Below are 18174 nucleotides of genomic sequence, written 5' to 3'. Positions count from 1 at the left end.
CGTCCCACGCCGCACCGCACCGATGACGTCCGCACCATCTCCGAACAGCGCCTTGTCGGGTGGTCCCGCGACGCCGTCACCGACAAGGAAGTCACCGACATCCGCATCCGCCTACGGCTCGTGCTCGACATCCGAGGCCCTGGCCCCGGCCGCAGGGCAGGACCCGTCACAGGTCTCCGGCAGCCGGGGCCGGTCGGCGCGCCTGCCGGGGCGCTGGGCCAGGCTCTCCCGGAGAAGACCGCGGCGGCCGGGCACAGTGCGCTCGGCCGCCTGCGGTGTCCGGGCGAGCCGCGAGGGGATCAGGGTCCACTGACCCGGGCGTTCCCGAGAGCGTCCCGCCACGACCGGCGAGCACCCGGAGGCCGGCCCGGCCGCCACCGACCCGGCACCGGCCCGAGGCCGCTCGACGGCCCGCCCAGGCCCCACGGCGCCGCACGTCGGGCACGGGTCCTGCCCGGCCGGGAGGAGGTGCCGGCCGGGCAGGAGCCTGACATGACGTCAGGCCAGGCGTGTCTGCGCCCAGTTGTAGAGACGGTGGGCGCTGTCACCAAGGCGTGTGGCGTAGAGCGTATTGGCCTGCCCGCCCGCGACTTCTTCGCTGGTGGTGGTGACGCCGACGACGGTGCCGGCGCCGGTCCGGGTGTCGAACTGTGCGAGGTGGGGACCGCCGCTCGCCCCGTGCGACATGTCGCAGGGCTCACCCCACAGGAGGGGTGCCTTGGGGCCGGGCTGGGCCGGTCCGGCGCAATGGATCATGCGTGATCCGGCGTACTTGGCGCCGGGGTCGTTGAGTCGGTTCTTCGGGTACCCGAAGGTGTGGATGAACTCGCCCTTGGCGGGCTTGGTGAACGCGATCTTCTGGCTTCCCGTGACGTCCGCGATCCGTCGTCCCCCGGCTGAGGGGTTCGCCACGAGGACTCCCGTGTCGTAGCCGGCGACGGCGACCTCCTCCGAGGTCGTCCTGCCCGGATCGGCGTCCCAGCGGGATGAGGTGGCCATGCTCTTGATGCTGAAACCGCCGAGCGGTTTCGTTCCGTTGCGGTAACCGGGCACGAAGTAGAGGTTGTGGTGCCACGTGTCGTCGGCAGCGGCAGCCCCGACGCCCCTCAGGCAGTGCGCCGCCGTGATGAGGGTGCTGCGGTTCGCGCTGTTGACGACCGTTGCGGTGCAACTGCCGTCGTAACCGTCGGAGAAGGTGAAGAAGAGTCGGCCGACGCTCTCGTTCACCGCTCCGCCGTGCGTCCATGTGGCCCCGGGATCCAGCGTGTTCGCGGGAAGCGGCCGCGGATCGTCAGGCGTGTTGTCATCCTCGGGCACGGGGGTGATCTCGGGGACCAGGGCGCCCGCCAGCTTCATCCGCGTGGCGGTCCAGTAGGTGTCGATCCGGCTGCGCTCTTGTGCGGTCGTGGCGCCGGAATGCGTGGTGACGGAATCCGGCCCCGCGGCGAGGGCCGCGGTGGCGCCGTCCTGCGGTGCGGCCCCCGCGGGCGCGGCCAGCGCCATGCCCGCGGCCAACACGACTGCCGTCAGGACGGCTTGTGTGCACGCTCGGCTGTGGATCCTGTGGTGGTGACCGTTGATCCGACCATGTGTATGTGGCATGCGTGGCACTGTAGGGACGGGACGTCAGATTCCTGTCTGAAGAGGGTTTCATCCTTTCGTCAGTCCCATCAGGTTCCGGTAAAGAGCGTTTCATCCTTGTATCGGTAACAGACACGACGGCATCGAACACCGCTACCCGTCCGTCCAGCGTCACCGCGCCCCCAGTCGTCCCGCTCGGCGATACAGCGCCGCAAAGGCATGGAGGATGGGCGAGGCCGTCAACCCGTCACAGGAGCCCGACCATGGACGCCGCCCTCAGTTGCGAAGTTGCGGCTCGCCCCGGGCGGAACACCCCACCGGCCTCCCGCGTCACCGGCGGCCGGTCGGGCGTGCGGGCTCTGCCACGAGCAACGAAATGCCGAGTCCCAGGGCGCCCCCGGCTGGACGCGCGGCTCGGCTAGCCCAGAGTGCGGGCCCGTTCGAGCACCTCGGCTGGGGCCTTGGCCACCGAGCCGGTGTCGAAGGGGGGTTGCGGGTCGTACTCGGTGTAGAGCTGGATCGCCTGGGCCGTCACCTCGTCGGTGAGCAGGGCGGCCAGCCGGACGGCCATGTCGATGCCGGAGGAGACCCCGGCCGAGGTGATCAGCCGGTCGTGCCGGACCACCCGTTCGGGGGTGTAGACGGCGCCGTACGACTCCAGTTCGGCGGCCGCGGCCCAGTGGGTGGTGGCGGTCAGGCCGTCCAGCAGGCCGGCCGCGCCGAGCACCAGGGAACCGGTGCAGACCGAGGTGGTGAAGCGGGTGCCGGCGTGGATCCGGCGCACCCAGCCGAGGAACCCGGGGTCGTTCACCATGGTCTGGAAGCTGCCCCCGCCCGGGATCAGCAGGACGTCGCAGCGTTCCACCTCGGAGTACCCGGTCGGCACGTGCACCGGCAGGGAACCCAACACGTCCTGCACCAGGCCAGGTTCGTCCGTGACGAACCGCACGGTGGCACCGGGCACGTACGCGAGGATCTCGTACGGCCCGATCGCGTCGAGCGGCTCGAAGCTGTCGAAGAGCGGGATCACGATGTCCATGCGCCGCAGCATAGCCACCACCCGGCCGGACCTCGCCGGGACCGGTGAAACCGGCGGGTCCGGGAGTGCGGTCGTCCGAGATGGGGCCTGGTGGTTCACGGCGCGGCTTCAATCCGCTTCTTTACCGCTGCCACCCGTTCCGACGGCGGGCCCGGGGCGATCGACACGCACTCGTATCCGAGTGAGGCGTAGGCGTCCCGATGAACCTGCTCGAATCGCAGTGCCTCCTCGAAAGTGATCAGCCGCGCGTCGGTCCGTACGACAAACCCGAGGTTCTGGACGAACAAGACCTTCTTGTCGTAGATGTCCCCGGCTTGGATGCGCTCCAACTCGCCGGCCAGGGCCGAAGAGACCGGGTGGCCGAGATACCTGGCCAGGGCGTAGGTGCAGACGGGCGATCGATCGTAGATCTGCACCTCGTCCTGAAGGGACGCGGCCTGCTCCTGCCGTCGGCGCTGCAAGTCGGTGATCGCGTCCACGAAGGACGGGTTCGTCCATGGCGCCGGTTCGCCTTGGGCCTGTCGCAGGGCGATGACATCTGTCGCCGCTTCCTCGACCACGGTGTAGCCGTCGTGCTCCAGCCAACGCAGGATCGCCGTCTTCCCGGCTCCGGGGGAACCGGTCAGGATGTAGCGCTTCATCAATGCCCCTGTGTGTCGAGACCATCGCCAGAAGTCATCCGACACCCAACCACAGCGGAGACACTCGCTCAGCCCGCGAACGGGCCGAACGAGCGGGCCCGGCGACGAGGTTCGTCGCCGGGCCCGCTCAAGGCCGGGCCGCCGGGCCGGCGGCCTGCCGCTCCCGCGTGCCTGTCGACTCAGGCCCAGATGGAGAGCCGGGCCGTCGTCGGGGCGACATCGCAGAAGTAGCTGACCGCCTCCCCCCGGGCCACGTAGGCCTGGCCCGCGGCCTCACACGCGGCACCGCTCGGGTACATACCGACATAGACATATCCGGTCGTCACCCTTGTGGACGCCTGAGCAGCCGGAGCGGCCATCAACCCGCCCGCGGCCAACAGTCCAGCCAGGGCCATGGTGGAAACCGCTTTACGCATCGCCATGCCGGTACCTTCTTCCCTCTGAAAAGAGCACCGGAGTCCGCAGCCCGGCGCTTCGCCGCGAGCCTCCCCCACTCCCGGACCCGGAGCAATGGTCGAGACCAATTCGGCAGGAAGCTGCCGAGGCCGCCGTGGCGACCTCGGCAGCTCCGGCTCCGCGACGGGCTCCGCGACGGGCTCCAGCGTCAGCGCCAGCACGCTCAGTCCGAACATCAGGACGCCCAGGGGGAGCTGGACCGCCGGTATGTGCGCGATGCCGAGCACGACCTGGACCGAGGCGAGGACGAGGAAGCCGGACGCGTGCCAGACGGGCCGGGGCGAGCCACCGCCCGGCTTCCACGCCGGCACCGCCGCGAGCACGTACAGCATCGACGCCCCGTACATCACCCGGGCGCCGACACCGTGCAGCGTCTCTCCGTAGGACGAGGTCAGCAGCAGTCCGGCGGAGACCGCCTGAAGGAAGGGCGCGACGTCGCCCTCAGGACGGATCTCAGGGTGCGGTCCGGTGTACACGTCCCCGCCCTTGCGGTACAGCATCCACGCGGGCGGCAGCAGCCGCAGCGCCTCCCCCAGGACCGCGGCGAGGTCGGCGCGGGCTTCCTCCCGCACCCCCTCGACGGGGCCATGATGCGGTCTGCGCTTTCGGGCAGACCGCGCGCTGCCGGTGATGTCGCGCCGTAGCGGATGCGGTCGCGGCGACGACATCGCACTCGCCGGGACCGGGCCACCGCCATGCGCTGCCGATACAAGCGCCACACGAGCGGTCAAGGGGCCGAGCCCGACACGACCCTCATTCCTGACAGCAACTCAGGCGACTCGGACTCCGGGGCCGGGAGGTCCGAACGAGTGGCCGGATTTGCGTCAGGAACCCTGCACGGTAGGGCAGTTATGCGATCACCCGCCGGGCCACCGTTCGGTCTCCGCCTCGACACCTACCGATCAAAAATGTTCTGATGATCGCACTGTATGGCTTACTTTCCAAACTTATCTGACTGTATGTCGGAGAAACGGAGGAACGGTGCGGGCTGCTCGTGGCGCAACCGCCCTGCTGGCAGTGGGGGTCGTCGCGACCTTCGCCCTGACCACGGGAGGCTCCGACTCGAAGGACAGACCGTCCGCCGCCGACGTCGCTCCGTCGAGCACCGAACCCAGCCCGAGCGGCACACCGTCCGACAGCCCCAGCCCCAGTTCCAGCCCCTCGCCGACCTGGGACGGCGTGGTCAAGGTGCTCGGTGACGGTTCGACCTCCGACACCGGTCCGCAGCCCAGGCAGCCCAAGCCCGAGAAACTGAAGCCCGGCGAGAAGCCGCCGCAGTTCGTGGTGTTCTCCTGGGACGGCGCGCTGGAGAACGACGACCACCTGTTCTCGCGCTTCCGCAAGCTGGGCGCGGAGAACAACGCCCAGATGACGTTCTTCCTGACCGGCATCTACACCGTGCCCAAGTCCAGGAGCACGCTCTACCACCCGCCGCAGCACGACGCCGGCGCCGCCGCCATCGACTTCCCCACCGACGCCCACATCAAGGAAACCCTGGAGCAGCTGCGCCTGGCCTGGCAGGACGGGAACGAGATCGGCACCCACTTCAACGGGCACTTCTGCGACGCCAAGGGCGGCCGCGACTGGAGCACCGAGGAGTGGAAGAACGAGCTCGACCAGGCGATCTCCTTCGTCACCAACTGGAAGACCAACACCGGCTTCAAGGACCTCCCGCCGCTGCCCTTCGACTACACCAAGGAGCTGGTCGGCGGCCGCGCCCCCTGCCTGGAGGGCCAGAAGGCCCTGCTCGCGGCCGAGAAGGCGGACGGCTTCCGGTACGACGCCAGCTCACCGGGCGAATTCCAGGTCTGGCCCGGCAAGAAGGAGGGCATCTGGAACTTCCCGCTCCAGATGCTGCCCTACCCGGGCAAGTCGACCCAGGGCCTCGCGATGGACTTCAACTTCCTCGCCAGCCAGTCCGGGGAGAGCACCAAGGGCGACCCGAAGAAGTACGCCGCGTGGGAGAAGGAGACCCGGGACAGCTACCTCAGCGGCTTCGAACGGGTCTACAACGGCAGCCGGGCCCCGCTCTTCATCGGGAACCACTTCGAGACCTGGAACGGCGGCATCTACATGCAGGCCATCGAGGACGTGATGAAGAGCGTCTGCAAGCGGGACGGCGTCCGCTGCGTCTCCTTCCGCCAGGTCGCCGACTGGCTGGACGCCCAGGACCCCAAGGTGCTCGACAAGCTGCGCCAGCTGGACCCCGGGCAGCCGGCCGACTGGTCGCGCCTGGTCAAGTGACCGGTCCGGGCGGCCGGCGGGCCCGTGGTGTCACGGGCCCGCCGGCCGCCCCGGCCTACCGGCCGCGCGCCTCTCCCCGGCCGTCCTGGCCACCGGCCGTCTTCATGTACGAGGTCCAGATCTGGGTGGGCAGCGCGGAGTCCGGGGTGTCCGGGGCGGCGCCGCCCAGCCCCTCCAGCGAGAGCAGCTTCATGTCCTTCAGGTCCGCCCGGAAGACCGTGACGGCCGTGGACATCTGCCCGTTGTAGCCGACGAACCACCCCGCCGTACGGTCCGCGGTGGTACCGGGCTTCCCGGCCAGGTCCGGGCCCGCCTCCGCCGCCGGTTTGGCGCTCCCGGTGCGGACCGCGTCCTTGAGCGCCGCGTCCACGTCCCCCGCGACCGCCGGGGTCAGCGCCTGTACGGCGGTCGGCAGACGCAGCGCGAGCGGCGCGCCGTTCCGGGTGATCCTGAGTACCGAGTAGGGGTCCGTGTGGCTGCCTCCCGCGGCGAAGGCGGCGTACGCGTCGGCTGTCCTGATCGCGCTCGGCGTGGAGTTCCCGACCCCGAAGGCCGGCGCCAGCTCACCCATGCTGACCGGGAGCAGGCCCAGGTCCGCGGCGGTCTTCTGCACCCGGTCCAGGCCGACGTCCATACCGAGCTGCATCATCGGCCCGTTGACGGACTGCTCCACCGCGCTCCTCAGGGTGACCGTGCCCCAGTCCCGCTTGCCGTCGTTGGCGGTCTTCACGATCTTCCCGTCACGCCCCCAGTACGGCCCCTCCGGGGTCATCACGTTCACGCCGTTGTCGCCGTTGTAGGTGGTGGTGGGCAGCACCGGGGTACGGCTGCCGCCCCGCTGGCGCTGCACGCCCTGGCTGAGCCCGGCGGCGTACACCAGCGGGGTGAAGGCCGAACCGACCGGCACCGTGGAGGTGTTGGCGTTGTTGAAGCCCTGCTTCAGATAGTCGGGGCCCCCGTAGAGTGCGACGATCCTCCCGTCGGGGGCCACCGAGGCGGCACCGACCCGCAGGAACCTGTCGGCGTCACGGTTGCCGGGGTCGATCCCCTTGGTGGCATCCTGCACCACGGCGGCCAGGGCACTGACCTTCGGCTTCTCGAAGGTGGTGTATATCTGGTGGCCGCCGAGGTCGAGCTGGGCCGACGTGATGTCGCTGTGGCTCTCCACATAGGCCCTGGCCATGTCCACCAGGTACCCGACCTGGCCGCTCAGCCCCGCCGCCTTCGGCTGGGGCCTGGGCTCGGGGAACACCGTGTACTCGGCGCGTTCGGCGGCGGAGAGCCTGCCGACCTCCACCATCCGGTCCAGAATCCAGGACCACCGCTCCTCGGCCCGCCGGCGGTTGTCCGCGCTGATCGCCGGGTCCAACTGCCCGGCCCCCTTCAACAGGGCCGCCAGGAAGGCCCCTTCGCTCGGATCGAGCTGCGAGACGTCCTTGCCGTAGTACGCCGCCGCGGCACGTTCGATGCCGTAACTGCCGCGTCCGAACCAACTGGTGTTCAGATAGCCGGCCAGGATGTCCTGTTTGCTCATCCGCTGGTCCAGCTTGATCGCGATGACGATCTCACTGAGCTTGCGGGAGATGTCCTGACGCTGGTTCAGGTAGATGTTCTTGACGTACTGCTGGGTGATGGTCGAGCCGCCCTGGGTGTCGCCGCCCGAGCCCATCTGGTAGACCGCGCGGCCGATGCCCGTGATGGAGATCCCCGGATCCGAGTAGAAGGTCTCGTTCTCGGCGGCCAGCACGGCCCACTGCACCGGCTGCGGCACCCGGTCGAGCGGCACCTCCTGCCGGTTGATCTCACCGATCCGCGCCATCTCGGTGCCGTCCGCCCAGTAGTAGACGTTGTTCTGCTGGGTGGCGAAGGAGTTCAGGTCGTCCGGGACCTCGGTGATCATGTAGAACCGGGCCAGCCATCCCGTCAGCACCATCGCCCCGAGCCCCGCCACCAGGAGCAGCTGCCGCCAGGACGGAAGCCAGCGGCGGACACCGTGCCGCCCTCTGCGCGGGTAGTCGATCCGCCGCAACGGGCGCCACCGCCGCCGTCCGGTCTTCTCCTCCTGGGCCCCGCCACCTTCGTGAGCACGCACAGTCCGGTCTCCGATTCGCTCGTGGGACACCCCTCGAACACACAGACGCGATGGGAGCTGCACCACGGTCACCGGAGACTGGTGTGATCATGGTCATACCGCGCGAGACGGCCCTCCTGCGGCCAGTCATTGACGACTGCTCAGTTGACGTACACCCAGTTCTCGGGTCAGTGAGTCTGGTTGTGGGCAAGGCCTTCGGCGGCGGACTTCAGGTCGCGCAGCCACGATTCGAGGCCCTCGCGGAGGATCCTGGTCGCGGTGGGAACGTCCGCTTCGACCTGGGCGCCGGTGTGGGTCTCCTCGGTGCTCACGCGGACGCCACCCTTGACCTCGGTGAAGTTCCACACATGGACGCCGTCGATGCGCAGTCCTTCGCCGATCGCGGGGCCGGTCCAGCGGATGCACGAGTTGGGCTCGATCTGCCGGACGGTCGAGGTGATCTCCAGCCTGGTGGCGGGAGTTGAGGGGTTGGGGGGCACCGGGGTCGTCCACCGGAATGCCGAACCCTTGCGGAAGGGGCCATGGTCGAGGCGCTCCACGGTCTCGACGGGGGCCTGCCAGGACGGCCAGCGCTCCACGTCGGTCTGCAGCTTCCAGACGGTGCGCAGCGGGGCGTTGATCACGATCTCGGCCCGGTGACGGACGAGGGCGTCGGGGTCGACGCCCTTCCCGCGGCAGGTGAGGGACGCGCCGGGCCGGGGGGTGTGGGAGCCGGCGGCCCCGGCGGGCGCGGCAGCGGCGCCGAGGAGGCCGAGGACGAGCGGGACGGTGAACAGAGCGGCGCGGACGCCGGTGCCACGGATGCCGGACATGGAGTTCTCCTCCGTCGGTCGGGGGGTGTGAGCGCGACCGGTCGGCCGCACCGCGCGGCCGCACCGAGTTAGATGCTCACGTGTTCGTTAGAAGTTATAACGCGATGCGGAACGGCGGGTCAATGGGTTGCGTGATAGCCTCTAACGAACCCTTGAGGGTGTAGCCGAATGAATGGGGACGGTGGCAGGCCATGGCGACGAAGGGCGCGAACGCCTCGCGGGAGCGCTACCGGACCCAGGTCCGGGCCGAGATCACGGAACGCGCCTGGGAGCAGATCGCCACGGCGGGGGCGTCCGCGCTCTCCCTCAACGCGATCGCCAAGCAGATGGGCATGAGCGGACCAGCGCTCTACCGCTACTTCGCCAGCCGCGACGACCTGATCACCGAACTCGTCCGGGAGGCGTACCGAAGCCTCGCCGAGACCCTCCGCACGGCCTCCGCCACCGGTGCCGACCTGGCCGGGCTGGCACACACCCTGCGCGGCTGGGCCCTGGCGGACCCTCAGCGGTACTTCCTCGTCTACGGCACCCCCGTCCCCGGCTACCACGCGCCCGCGGACATCACCGCCATCTCCTCCGAGATCATGACGACCCTGGTCGACGCGTGCGCGGCGCTCGCCCCGGACAGCGCCGTGACCCCCTTCGGCACCTACCTGGAGGACCACCGGGACTGGGCCGCCGGCCACTCCGCCCCGCCCGAGGCCCTCCACCGGTTCCTGACCTTCTGGACCCGCCTGCACGGCGTCCTGTCGTTGGAGCTCGCCGGCCACTTCACCGGCATGGGCCTCGACCCCGCCCTGCTCTTCGCGGCCGAACTGGACGACCTGCTGGCACCCCGGGCCTGAGGTCGCACGCGGCACGACGGGGCCACCCCCGCCAACGGCCCGAAGCGATCACCGTGGAGAAACTCACTGGCGAGCCCGGGCCCTCACGAACCACCATGGAACGCATGAGCGATCAACCCGCGCGATGGAGCCAGGCCACCGTCCACCCCGACATGTGGGCCGACCCGGACGACGACCCCCGCAACAGCGAAGGAGTCAGTCCGGACGGCGAACTCGCGACGCTGCAGGACTTCCTGACGAACTACCGCATGACCCTGCGGATGAAGTGCGAGGGCCTGGACGCGGAGCAACTGGCCCGTCGGTCGGTTCCGCCGTCGACGATGTCGCTGCTCGGCCTGGTTCGGCACCTCGCCGAAGTGGAACGGGACTGGCGCAACTGGATCAGCCCCGGCGATCCACTGCCGAAGCTGTACGGCAAACGTGACGCGGACTTCGACGGAGCCGTCGCCGAGCAGGCCGAGGTCGACGCCGCGTACTCCGATCTGGCGCGCGAGCAGGCCGCGACCGACGCCGCGCTGGCCGAACACCCGGATCTGGGCGAGCGCCTGGGGAAGGACGGGATCGTCGCGCGGGAGCTGATGGTGCACAGGATCGACGAGTACGCCCGTCACTGCGGGCACGCCGACCTGTTGCGCGAGTGCATCGACGGACGGGTGGGCCAGTAAGGGGCCAGGGCTTGTCTGACGAGCCCTGGCGCGCCGAGCCGCACCCGGGACGGTGCGCCTGAGCGGTCGTCGACGCAGGCGATCAACGCCCCCGGCCCGCACCGTCACCGACCCGCCGGACGCCCCTCGGCAGGATCGGCCTTCCATCACGGTTGGGCGACCATCCTTCCACCTGACTCGAACTGACTTTCGCTTCAAACCCCGGGACCGATAGGTTTCAGCCTTCACGAAACCGATCTCGATTTTCTCCGGGGGATCCCTTTGTCCACTGTGCCTCCCCAGGTGCCCCAAAGCGCCGGCCCGGTCGGCGCCAACCCGTACGCCGACGGGACCGCGGCTCCCACCGCGCCCAGCCCGTACGCGTATGCCGGCCCCAACGGCGGTGCGCCGCAGGCCGGGCCGGTCCCGGGCCAGCAGGCCTACGGCCACCCCGCCGCCGGCCCCGACGGCTATGCCGCGGCGGGTCCGGCCGGCTACCCCGGGTACGGCGAAGCGGCGCTCTCCTGCCGTTTCTGCGGCTCGGTCCCCGCGGTGGAGGCGACCATCCGTGGCCACCAGGGCTTCCTGGTGATCATGCGATTCCTGAAGCTCCAGGGCCCGTTCTGCCGCAGCTGCGGCATCGCCGCCCACCGCAGCATGACCGCGAAGAGCCTCTGGCAGGGCTGGTGGGGCATCGCCTCCCTGCTGATCAACCCGGCCACCATGCTGCTCAACCTGCCGCAGCGCGCGAAGATCAACAAGCTCGCCCCACCACTGCCGGGCGCCCCCGGCCAGCCGATGAACCCGGGCAAGCCGCTCTTCCAGCGCGTCGCCGTCCTGGGCCTGCTGGTCCCGTTGCTCGTGATCGGCGCGATCGTCTACAACGTGCAGTCCGACCCTTCGTTCGCCTCGGTCGGCGACTGCGTGCACAACAAGAACGCGATCGTCACCGGGGTCACGGACAACCACCCGGACGTCGTGGTGCTCTCCTGCTCCGACCCTGACGCCGACGCCAGGATCGTGGGCAAGGTGAAGGACAGCTCCAACGGCGAGACCGCCTGCAGGCAGTTCAGCGACGCCGACGGCTACTACACGGAGGAACAGGGCAGCGACCAGTTCACGCTCTGCCTGCACTTCCTGAAGTAACCGCCCGACGCGACCGCGCACCACAGGCTGAGGGGACGTCCGACTCCGGACGTCCCCTCAGCCTGTTGCCCCTCGGTCAGAGGGTCACCCCTTTCAGGGACAGCACGATGGCCGCGCCGATGCCACCCATTCCCAGGGCGATGGCCATACTCCACCACCCGCCCCGGCCCCAGCGGAACGGGCGGTCCAGCGCCAGGCGTCCGGGGCCGAGGGCGGAGACCGCGATCGCGATCAGCGACAGGCACAGCGGGTACTCCAAACCGCCCTTGTCGGCCCACAGGCCGCCGCTCGAACTGACGGACATCGCGTTGATCATCACCCCGACCACGGTGGCGGCCGCCAGCGGGGTGAGCAGCCCGAGGGCGAGGCCCAGGCCGCCGCACAGTTCCGAGGCGCCCCCCAGCGCGGCGAAGAGGGTACCGGGGCGGTAGCCCAGGGCCTCGAAGCCCTTGCCGGTCGCACTCAGACCGGCGCCACCGAACAGGCCGAAGAGTTTCTGGGCGCCGTGGCCGGCCAGCAGCAGACCGGCCAGCCGGAGCACCAGCAGGCCGACATCGGCGGCGGACACCGGCGGCGCGTGCACGGAGGCCGGGGCGGAGCAGCGGGCAGAGGCCCGCAGCCGCTCGGCGGTCATTTTCATGGCGAGGTTCACCTCCCGCGCGCCGCCACCGCCGCGAGCAGGGTCGCCTCCCGAGGCGTCGGCGCGCAGATCGGGTCGGCCGGGCGCGGCTCGCGCCGCCGTCGACCTGGTCCAGGAACAGCCGGACCGACACCGCCTCACCGGAGGCATCCGCACGTCTCACCGGTAACCCTCCGAGAAGGGAAGCCGTGATCCAGCACCGTCTGTATCCACTCTACGCAGCGGCCGGGGGGGCGGTCTCCGCCATCCGTTCCCGCACCTCCCGTGCGGGCTGCCGCTAGGGGCGCCGCAGCGGCCGGAATCGTGAAAACTATGTTTCATGAGTTCCGAAGGACCCTCACCCCCACCTGCGGCCCCTCAACCGCCGGGGCCTGATCTCCCCAGTTCACTCCGGTTCACGGCCCACTCGGGCTTGCGAAGCACACCCCTCCGATGCCACCTTGAAAGGTGTCTTTCACATCCAGGACAGATCACGCCGCCGGCCCCAGCAGGGTCACGATCACGGACGTGCGCGTGGCGGATCCGGCTACGGGCAGGGCCGGTCGGCGACCTCCTGAAGCAGCGGGGCAGTCCAGGTCCGACAGCCTTCCGCACCCCGGGGAAACCTCACTTCCCCCCGGTACGGATCAGGACGACTGGGCCGAAGGCGACGCCGCGTGCTCGGGCGATTGCGCCGGCGAAGAGGAGGGCGTCGGCGAGGGGGCCTGCGAGGCCCGGTCGGCCTCGGCGATGGCTTCGAGCACCGCGCCCTCGAACGCCTCCTTCGAGGCCATGGCCCCACCGGCGTGCGGGTCGAGTTGCCTGCCGTTGAGCAGCATGGCCGGCGTCCCCTGGAATTTGTGGTGGCGGAACTCCTCCGTGACAGTGCGCACCCAAGCCTCGTGCGTTCCCTTGTTGACGCATTGCTCAAAAGCCGGCGTCCGCAGTCCGGGGACATTTTCGGCGAGCCGAAGGAGTTCCGCCCGGTCGGCGAACCTGTCGTTCTTCTCCTCGGGCTGGTTGGAGAAGAGGACGGCATGGTAATGGGCGAATTTGGCCAGGTCCTGCGCGCACGCGACGGCGTTCGCCGCTCGCAGGGACCCCTTTCCGCCAAGGCCGGCGTCGATGGCCGCGAGGGGGTGGTACTCCAGGCGCAGCCGGCCGGACTGGATGTACCTCTGCAGCACCTCGCCGAGGCGCGCCTCGGCCGCCCGGCAGGCGGGGCAGCGGAAATCCTCGTAGACCTCCAGGACTGCCGGAGCCTTCTCCGCTCCCACCTCGATGGCCTTGCTGTCGGCCACGGTTCCGAGGGGCGCCAGTGCGGGTCCGTCGTCCTGGGAGCGGTACGTCTGCACGGCGATCCCTGTGATCACCGCAGAGGTCACGACGGCGGGCACGAGGCCGAACACCATGAAACGGCGTCGACGTTTCGCGAGAATCTCTCGCGCCGCGCGTTCCGCGCGCCTGCGCTCATGTGCGACCAGCTTTCCATTCCGATTCGCCCGGCTCATGTTCCCCTCGTTCGCTGGTTGTTTTTTGCGCGTTGGCCCCGCAGTATTCGGTACGGGTTTTTTCCGTCGACGACACGGAATATCTCTCCGCCCCTCTGCGCCCACGGCCGAATTCGCCCCGGGCCGCCGTTTCCCAGCCGCCCTCAGCCCCCGGGCCGGTCCTGCGCGCACCCGCCGACGTGGACGGCCTGCCCGGAGTCCCCGCTGCGGAGCCCCGGCCGAGCCGACCGGTCGTCAGCCGCCGGAAGCGTGTGCCGGCTCCCTGGTGCCGGAAGCCGCAGCCGTGCGCTCGGACGCCTCTGCCGCCCTCACCCTGCTGGGCGAGGCGGACGCCGAGGCCGAGTGCGAGACGGTGGCGGCCGAGCCCGTCGAGGCAGGCGGGTGCGGCGGGGTGTTCACCGGCGGGTGGAAGCCCGGGTCCTTCAGCGCGAGGTCCTCGACCGTCTTCCACAGCTTGGTGACGGCCCCGTCACCGTCGATGTCGACCCGGTCGCCGTTGAGCACGACCACCGGCGCGTCCGCGTGGAACTGCTTCGTGAACGTATCGGTCCCGCGGGTCACCCAGCCCGCGTGCGCGCCGTCGTCGACGCACCGGTCGAACGCCGCGGACCGCAGCTCACCCACCCGGTCGGCCAGCGAGAGCAGGTCCTGCTTCGTGTCCGGGTTCTGCTTGCCGGCCGCGACGAGCACCTCGCGGAAGGCGGTGAACTTTCCCGCGTCCTGGGCGCACGCCGCCGCGTTGGCGGCCCGGGCCGAGGTCTTGCGGCCGTCGGTCGCCACCGGGTGGTACTGGATGATCAGGCGATTCTCGACGACCAGCTGGCGAAGCGTCGGGCCGAACCCCTCGGCGAACTTCCGGCAGGCGGCGCAGTCGTAGTCCTCGTAGACCACCAGCGTGGCGGGTGCCTTCTGATAGCCCACCGAGATCGAATCTCCGCTGGACCCGGACGGGGGTTCGACGCGATCGGGTCCGAACCCCGAACGGAACAGGAATCCGCTGCCGACGACCACGGCCACCACGGTGACGGCCGGCAGGAGGCGCTTGCGGGTCCGGTGCGTGGACCCGGTCCGGAGGAATCGCCTCCGACCGGACGGCGCGGGAGAGTCATCTGTCGGATTCGGGAAATCCTCGTCGCCCCAGGAGGCCATGGGATTCGCTCCAATCGGGTCGGCACTCGCCGGCTGGCTGTCGAGTGATTGTCGGCTTCCCCCGTTTATAGACACGAGCCGAGCGATGGGTTTCTCACCGTACCGATCGTCAATCAGCAATCATGCGAACGTAGCAACGCCGCGACAGGGCGGTGGCCCGGGAACAGGGTGTTCCCGGGCCACCGGTCGGGGCCGGCCCCTCCCCCGCGCACCCATAGACAGGTCATCGACATATCTCGGTCGATGACCTATGGTCGTTGCACGGCGGGACGCCGGCCGCAGGAGTCGGCAAGCGTCGTATGCTGCGTCAGCCGCTGCCCTCGGCAAGGTCCCTGCCGTCTCCGCAGGCCGGACCAAGGTGCTCGTCGACGCCATCGGACGGCCCATCGGCTCCCTCGCGTGCCGTCACCGCCGATCCCGCATCCAGTACTCCGCGTTCCATGTTCCGCATTCCGTGTTCCGTGTTCCGTGTTCCATGGGAGGACCGCAGTGCACCATCGTTCCCGCGCGCCCAAGGTGCTCGGCGTCGGCATAACCGCCGTCCTGGGCCTGGTCCTGGCCGCGCCGCCCGCCCTGGCCGGACCGGCCGCCGACCCCGACCCCGTCCCCGGCCTGGTGTCCGGCCAGGACACCGCCGCCCCGCAGTTGGTCACGGGCCTGGCCGAGCCGGCCCCCGGCGACCCGGCGGCCGCCGCCCTGGCCCATCTCGCGGCCCACCCGGACCGCTACCGGATCGACCCCGGGCAGCTCGCCGAGATCGGCGCCGAGCGCACCGCCGACGGCCGACGTACCGTCAGGTTCCAGCAGTACCACGGCGGTATACCGGTGCTCGGCGCGCAGTACCTGGTCCACCTCACCGGCGAAGGCGCCGAGCAGCGGGTCGAGTCGGTCGGCGGCAAGTACTTCACCGGCCTCACCGCGCCGACCACTCCCGCCGTCCCGGCCGGGACACTGCGCAACCTGGCGCTCGGCTCGCTCACGGACCGGCGCGCCCGGGCCGGGGCCACCGCCGAGGACCACGGCCAGGTGATCCTGCCCGGCGGCACCGGCCGGCTGGCCCAGCACTTCACCCTGCGCGGCACCGACCCGGACACCGGCGGCCCACTGGTCCGCGAGGTCTACCTGGACGCCACCGCCGGCGCGATCGCCCTTGCCCACGACGCCCGCACCCCGTACACGGCCGGCGACGGCACCACCGCCCCCACCGCGGCCGCCACCGCCCGCGCCGAGGCCGGGACCGAACCCGCCACCGGCACCGCCCCGGACGCCTTCGGCCGCTCCGTCAAGGTGAACATCGGCCGTCTCCCGGACGGGAGTTACCAGCTCACCGACCTCACCCGCCCCGCCACCATCGCCACCCACGACGCGGCCGGCCGGGACTACAACGACTTCCGGGGCGGCATACCCGCCGACAGCCTCCCGGCCCGTTCCCCGGGCCCGGACTTCCCGGCCTCCACCGGCAGCAGCGGCGCCACCGACGCCCACCTCAACGCCGCCGCCGTGTACGACTTCTACCGCGACCGGCTCGGCCGGGACGGCCTGGACGGCAAGGGCGGCCCGATCACCTCCGTGGTCAACGTGACCAACGGCGGCGCCCCCTTCCCGAACGCCTTCTGGGACGGGAAGAAGATGGTCTACGGCGACGGCGGCACCACGTACCACCCGTTCTCCGTCGCACTCGACGTGGCCGGGCACGAGATGACCCACGGCGTCATCGAGCACACCGCCGACCTGGTCTACGTCGGCCAGCCCGGCGCCATGAACGAGGCACTGGCCGACTACTTCGGCAACGCCATCGAGGTGACCACCCACGGGATGTCGATGAGCGACCCGAAGGCCGCCCTGCTCGGCGAGAGCCTCTGCCGCACCGGCACCCCGGAGGACTGCGCGCAGCGCCGGCTGGACGACCGCCGCACCACCGTGGACGACTACCTCGGCGCGGGGGGCGGTGTCGACAACGGCGGGGTGCACCTCAACTCCACCATCATCGGCGGCGCGCTGTGGGACATCCGGCGCACCCTCGACCCGCTCACCGCCGACCGGCTGGTCTACCGCGCGCTCGCCGACTACCTCACCCCGCTGGACGACTTCGTCGACGGCCGCAACGCGGTGCTCGCCGCCGGCCACTCGCTCAAGCTCACCCGGGACCAACTCCGCACGGTGGCAGCCGCGTTCGACGCCCACGGCATCCGCGCCGGCTGGGAGAACCGGCTCGGCCTGGACAGCCGCACGCTGCTGCGCGACGCCTCCACCCCGGTCGCCCCCGCCGCCGCCAACGGCCGCTGGGTGATGACCAACAGCGACCCGGCCGGCAAGACCCCGACCGCGCTGTACACCGGCTCCACCACTGCCCCCGACGCCCCCACCCGGATCAGCCCGGAGGACGGCCGCCTGCACGGCTGGGCCGCCACCGACGGCAGGTCCGCCGCGTGGCTGGCCATCGGCCCCGACGCCCAGGGCGCGTGGGGGATGGAGGTGCTGACCCGCCCGCTGTCCGGCGGCCCGGTCCGCAGCCTGTTCCGCTCCTCGACCCAGCAGCCCAGCGACGTCCAGATCTCGGGCGACGACGTGGCCTACAAGGTGACCGACTTCGCCACCGGCCGAAGCAGGCTCCACCTCTCCCACAACGGCGCCCCGGCGGTGGAACTCCCGCTGCCCGACGGCCACGACCTGTCGGGCGTCACCCTCAAGGACGGCGTCCTCGGCTGGTCCGAGACCTGGACGGTCGGCGAGAAGCGGGTCTCCGCACCGACCGTCTACTCGATCGCCGCCGGCAAGGTCACCGCCCAGTACCTGGTGGGCGACCCGAGCGGCAGCACCGGGACCGAGGCCACGTCCACCGTGCTCGCGGGCGGACGGCTGCTCTGGGTGGAGACACCCGGCGACCGGACCAAGCGGAGCTCCATCCGCTCCGGCGCCCTGGACGGCTCCGGTGTGACCGACGTGCTGTCCGGCACCTCGCCGTACGCCCCGTCGTGGACCACCATCACCGCCTCCGACCGGGCCGTCACCTTCGCGGCGCCGGGCAGCAAGCCCGCCGGCGGCTGGACCAACGCCGCGCTGCCCAAGCTCTGGCAGCTCCCGCTCACCGGCGGCACCCCCGAGCGGCTCTCCTGCAACCGCGGCGGCCAGGAGAAGGCCGCGGCCGACCAGGGCACCCGGGTGATCTGGCTGGACGCCACCGCCGGCCGCACCGACCTGGTGGTCCGCAACCGCCCGGCCGGCTCCTGCTGATCCCCCTCACCCCCCGGCCCGGCCCGCCACCCCTCCGGTGGCCGGCCGGGGCGGGGGGGGGGGGGGGGGGGGGGCCCCGCGGCCCCCCCCGCCCCGCCCCCCGGGGGCCCCCCCCCCCCGCCGGGCGCCGGGCCGCGACCGCCCGTGCGGAGCCACCGCCC

The 18174-nt window shown here is 70.9% G+C and carries 13 protein-coding genes and 1 pseudogene; 5 read left to right on the top strand and 9 right to left on the bottom strand.

Features of this window, described 5'->3' with window-relative positions; all coding sequences use genetic code 11:
* Window positions 1–498: 498 nt before the first annotated feature.
* The 4 genes and pseudogenes from ACIQIB_RS22105 to ACIQIB_RS22090 all read right to left on the bottom strand — a co-directional run.
* Entirely contained in the window at window positions 499–1503 is a 1005-nt protein-coding gene (locus ACIQIB_RS22105) for a trypsin-like serine peptidase (RefSeq protein ID WP_400658142.1), read from the bottom strand.
* Window positions 1504–1999: 496 nt separating this feature from the next.
* A complete protein-coding gene (locus ACIQIB_RS22100; RefSeq protein WP_363612130.1) occupies window positions 2000–2620 on the bottom strand; it encodes a DJ-1/PfpI family protein in 621 nt (206 codons plus the stop codon).
* A 95-nt stretch (window positions 2621–2715) separates the two neighbouring features.
* Entirely contained in the window at window positions 2716–3261 is a 546-nt protein-coding gene (locus ACIQIB_RS22095; protein WP_400759920.1) for an AAA family ATPase, read from the bottom strand.
* A gap of 605 nt (window positions 3262–3866) precedes the next feature.
* Window positions 3867–4142: pseudogene (locus ACIQIB_RS22090) on the bottom strand (hypothetical protein); the annotation flags it as partial.
* A 556-nt stretch (window positions 4143–4698) separates the two neighbouring features.
* On the opposite strand from ACIQIB_RS22090, the gene ACIQIB_RS22085 reads away from it, so the two are divergent.
* The gene (locus ACIQIB_RS22085; RefSeq protein ID WP_400759917.1) at window positions 4699–5961 is read left to right on the top strand and encodes a hypothetical protein; all 1263 of its coding nucleotides are present in this window, start codon (window positions 4699–4701) and stop codon (window positions 5959–5961) included.
* Between the two features lie 55 nt (window positions 5962–6016).
* On the opposite strand, the gene ACIQIB_RS22080 is transcribed toward ACIQIB_RS22085, so the two are convergent.
* Both ACIQIB_RS22080 and ACIQIB_RS22075 read right to left on the bottom strand, forming a co-directional pair.
* A complete protein-coding gene (locus tag ACIQIB_RS22080) occupies window positions 6017–8053 on the bottom strand; it encodes a transglycosylase domain-containing protein (protein WP_400759915.1) in 2037 nt (678 codons plus the stop codon).
* A 167-nt stretch (window positions 8054–8220) separates the two neighbouring features.
* The gene (locus tag ACIQIB_RS22075) at window positions 8221–8865 is read right to left on the bottom strand and encodes an SRPBCC family protein (protein ID WP_400759912.1); all 645 of its coding nucleotides are present in this window, start codon (window positions 8863–8865) and stop codon (window positions 8221–8223) included.
* 191 nt (window positions 8866–9056) lie between these two features.
* Between ACIQIB_RS22075 and ACIQIB_RS22070 the strand changes: the two genes are divergently transcribed.
* From ACIQIB_RS22070 to ACIQIB_RS22060, 3 genes are all read left to right on the top strand, one after another.
* Complete coding sequence (locus tag ACIQIB_RS22070; RefSeq protein ID WP_400658162.1) at window positions 9057–9710, top strand: TetR/AcrR family transcriptional regulator; 654 nt, start codon at window positions 9057–9059, stop codon at window positions 9708–9710.
* Between the two features lie 95 nt (window positions 9711–9805).
* On the top strand, window positions 9806–10375 hold the full coding sequence (locus ACIQIB_RS22065) for a DinB family protein (protein WP_400759910.1): 570 nt from the start codon (window positions 9806–9808) through the stop codon (window positions 10373–10375).
* A 282-nt stretch (window positions 10376–10657) separates the two neighbouring features.
* Complete coding sequence (locus ACIQIB_RS22060; RefSeq protein ID WP_400658164.1) at window positions 10658–11500, top strand: hypothetical protein; 843 nt, start codon at window positions 10658–10660, stop codon at window positions 11498–11500.
* A gap of 76 nt (window positions 11501–11576) precedes the next feature.
* On the opposite strand, the gene ACIQIB_RS22055 is transcribed toward ACIQIB_RS22060, so the two are convergent.
* From ACIQIB_RS22055 to ACIQIB_RS22045, 3 genes are all read right to left on the bottom strand, one after another.
* A complete protein-coding gene (locus ACIQIB_RS22055; protein ID WP_400658166.1) occupies window positions 11577–12140 on the bottom strand; it encodes a DoxX family membrane protein in 564 nt (187 codons plus the stop codon).
* Between the two features lie 626 nt (window positions 12141–12766).
* Entirely contained in the window at window positions 12767–13630 is an 864-nt protein-coding gene (locus tag ACIQIB_RS22050; protein WP_400759907.1) for a DsbA family protein, read from the bottom strand.
* A 234-nt stretch (window positions 13631–13864) separates the two neighbouring features.
* On the bottom strand, window positions 13865–14899 hold the full coding sequence (locus ACIQIB_RS22045) for a DsbA family protein (protein ID WP_400759904.1): 1035 nt from the start codon (window positions 14897–14899) through the stop codon (window positions 13865–13867).
* Window positions 14900–15268: 369 nt separating this feature from the next.
* On the opposite strand from ACIQIB_RS22045, the gene ACIQIB_RS22040 reads away from it, so the two are divergent.
* Complete coding sequence (locus tag ACIQIB_RS22040; RefSeq protein ID WP_400759901.1) at window positions 15269–18013, top strand: M4 family metallopeptidase; 2745 nt, start codon at window positions 15269–15271, stop codon at window positions 18011–18013.
* Window positions 18014–18174 lie beyond the last annotated feature (161 nt).

The organism is Kitasatospora sp. NPDC092286 (assembly GCF_044755565.1).
In the GTDB taxonomy this organism is placed as follows: Bacteria; Actinomycetota; Actinomycetes; order Streptomycetales; family Streptomycetaceae; genus Kitasatospora.
Note: the sequence above shows the minus strand (reverse complement) of the source record. Positions and strands in the feature narration are given on the sequence as shown.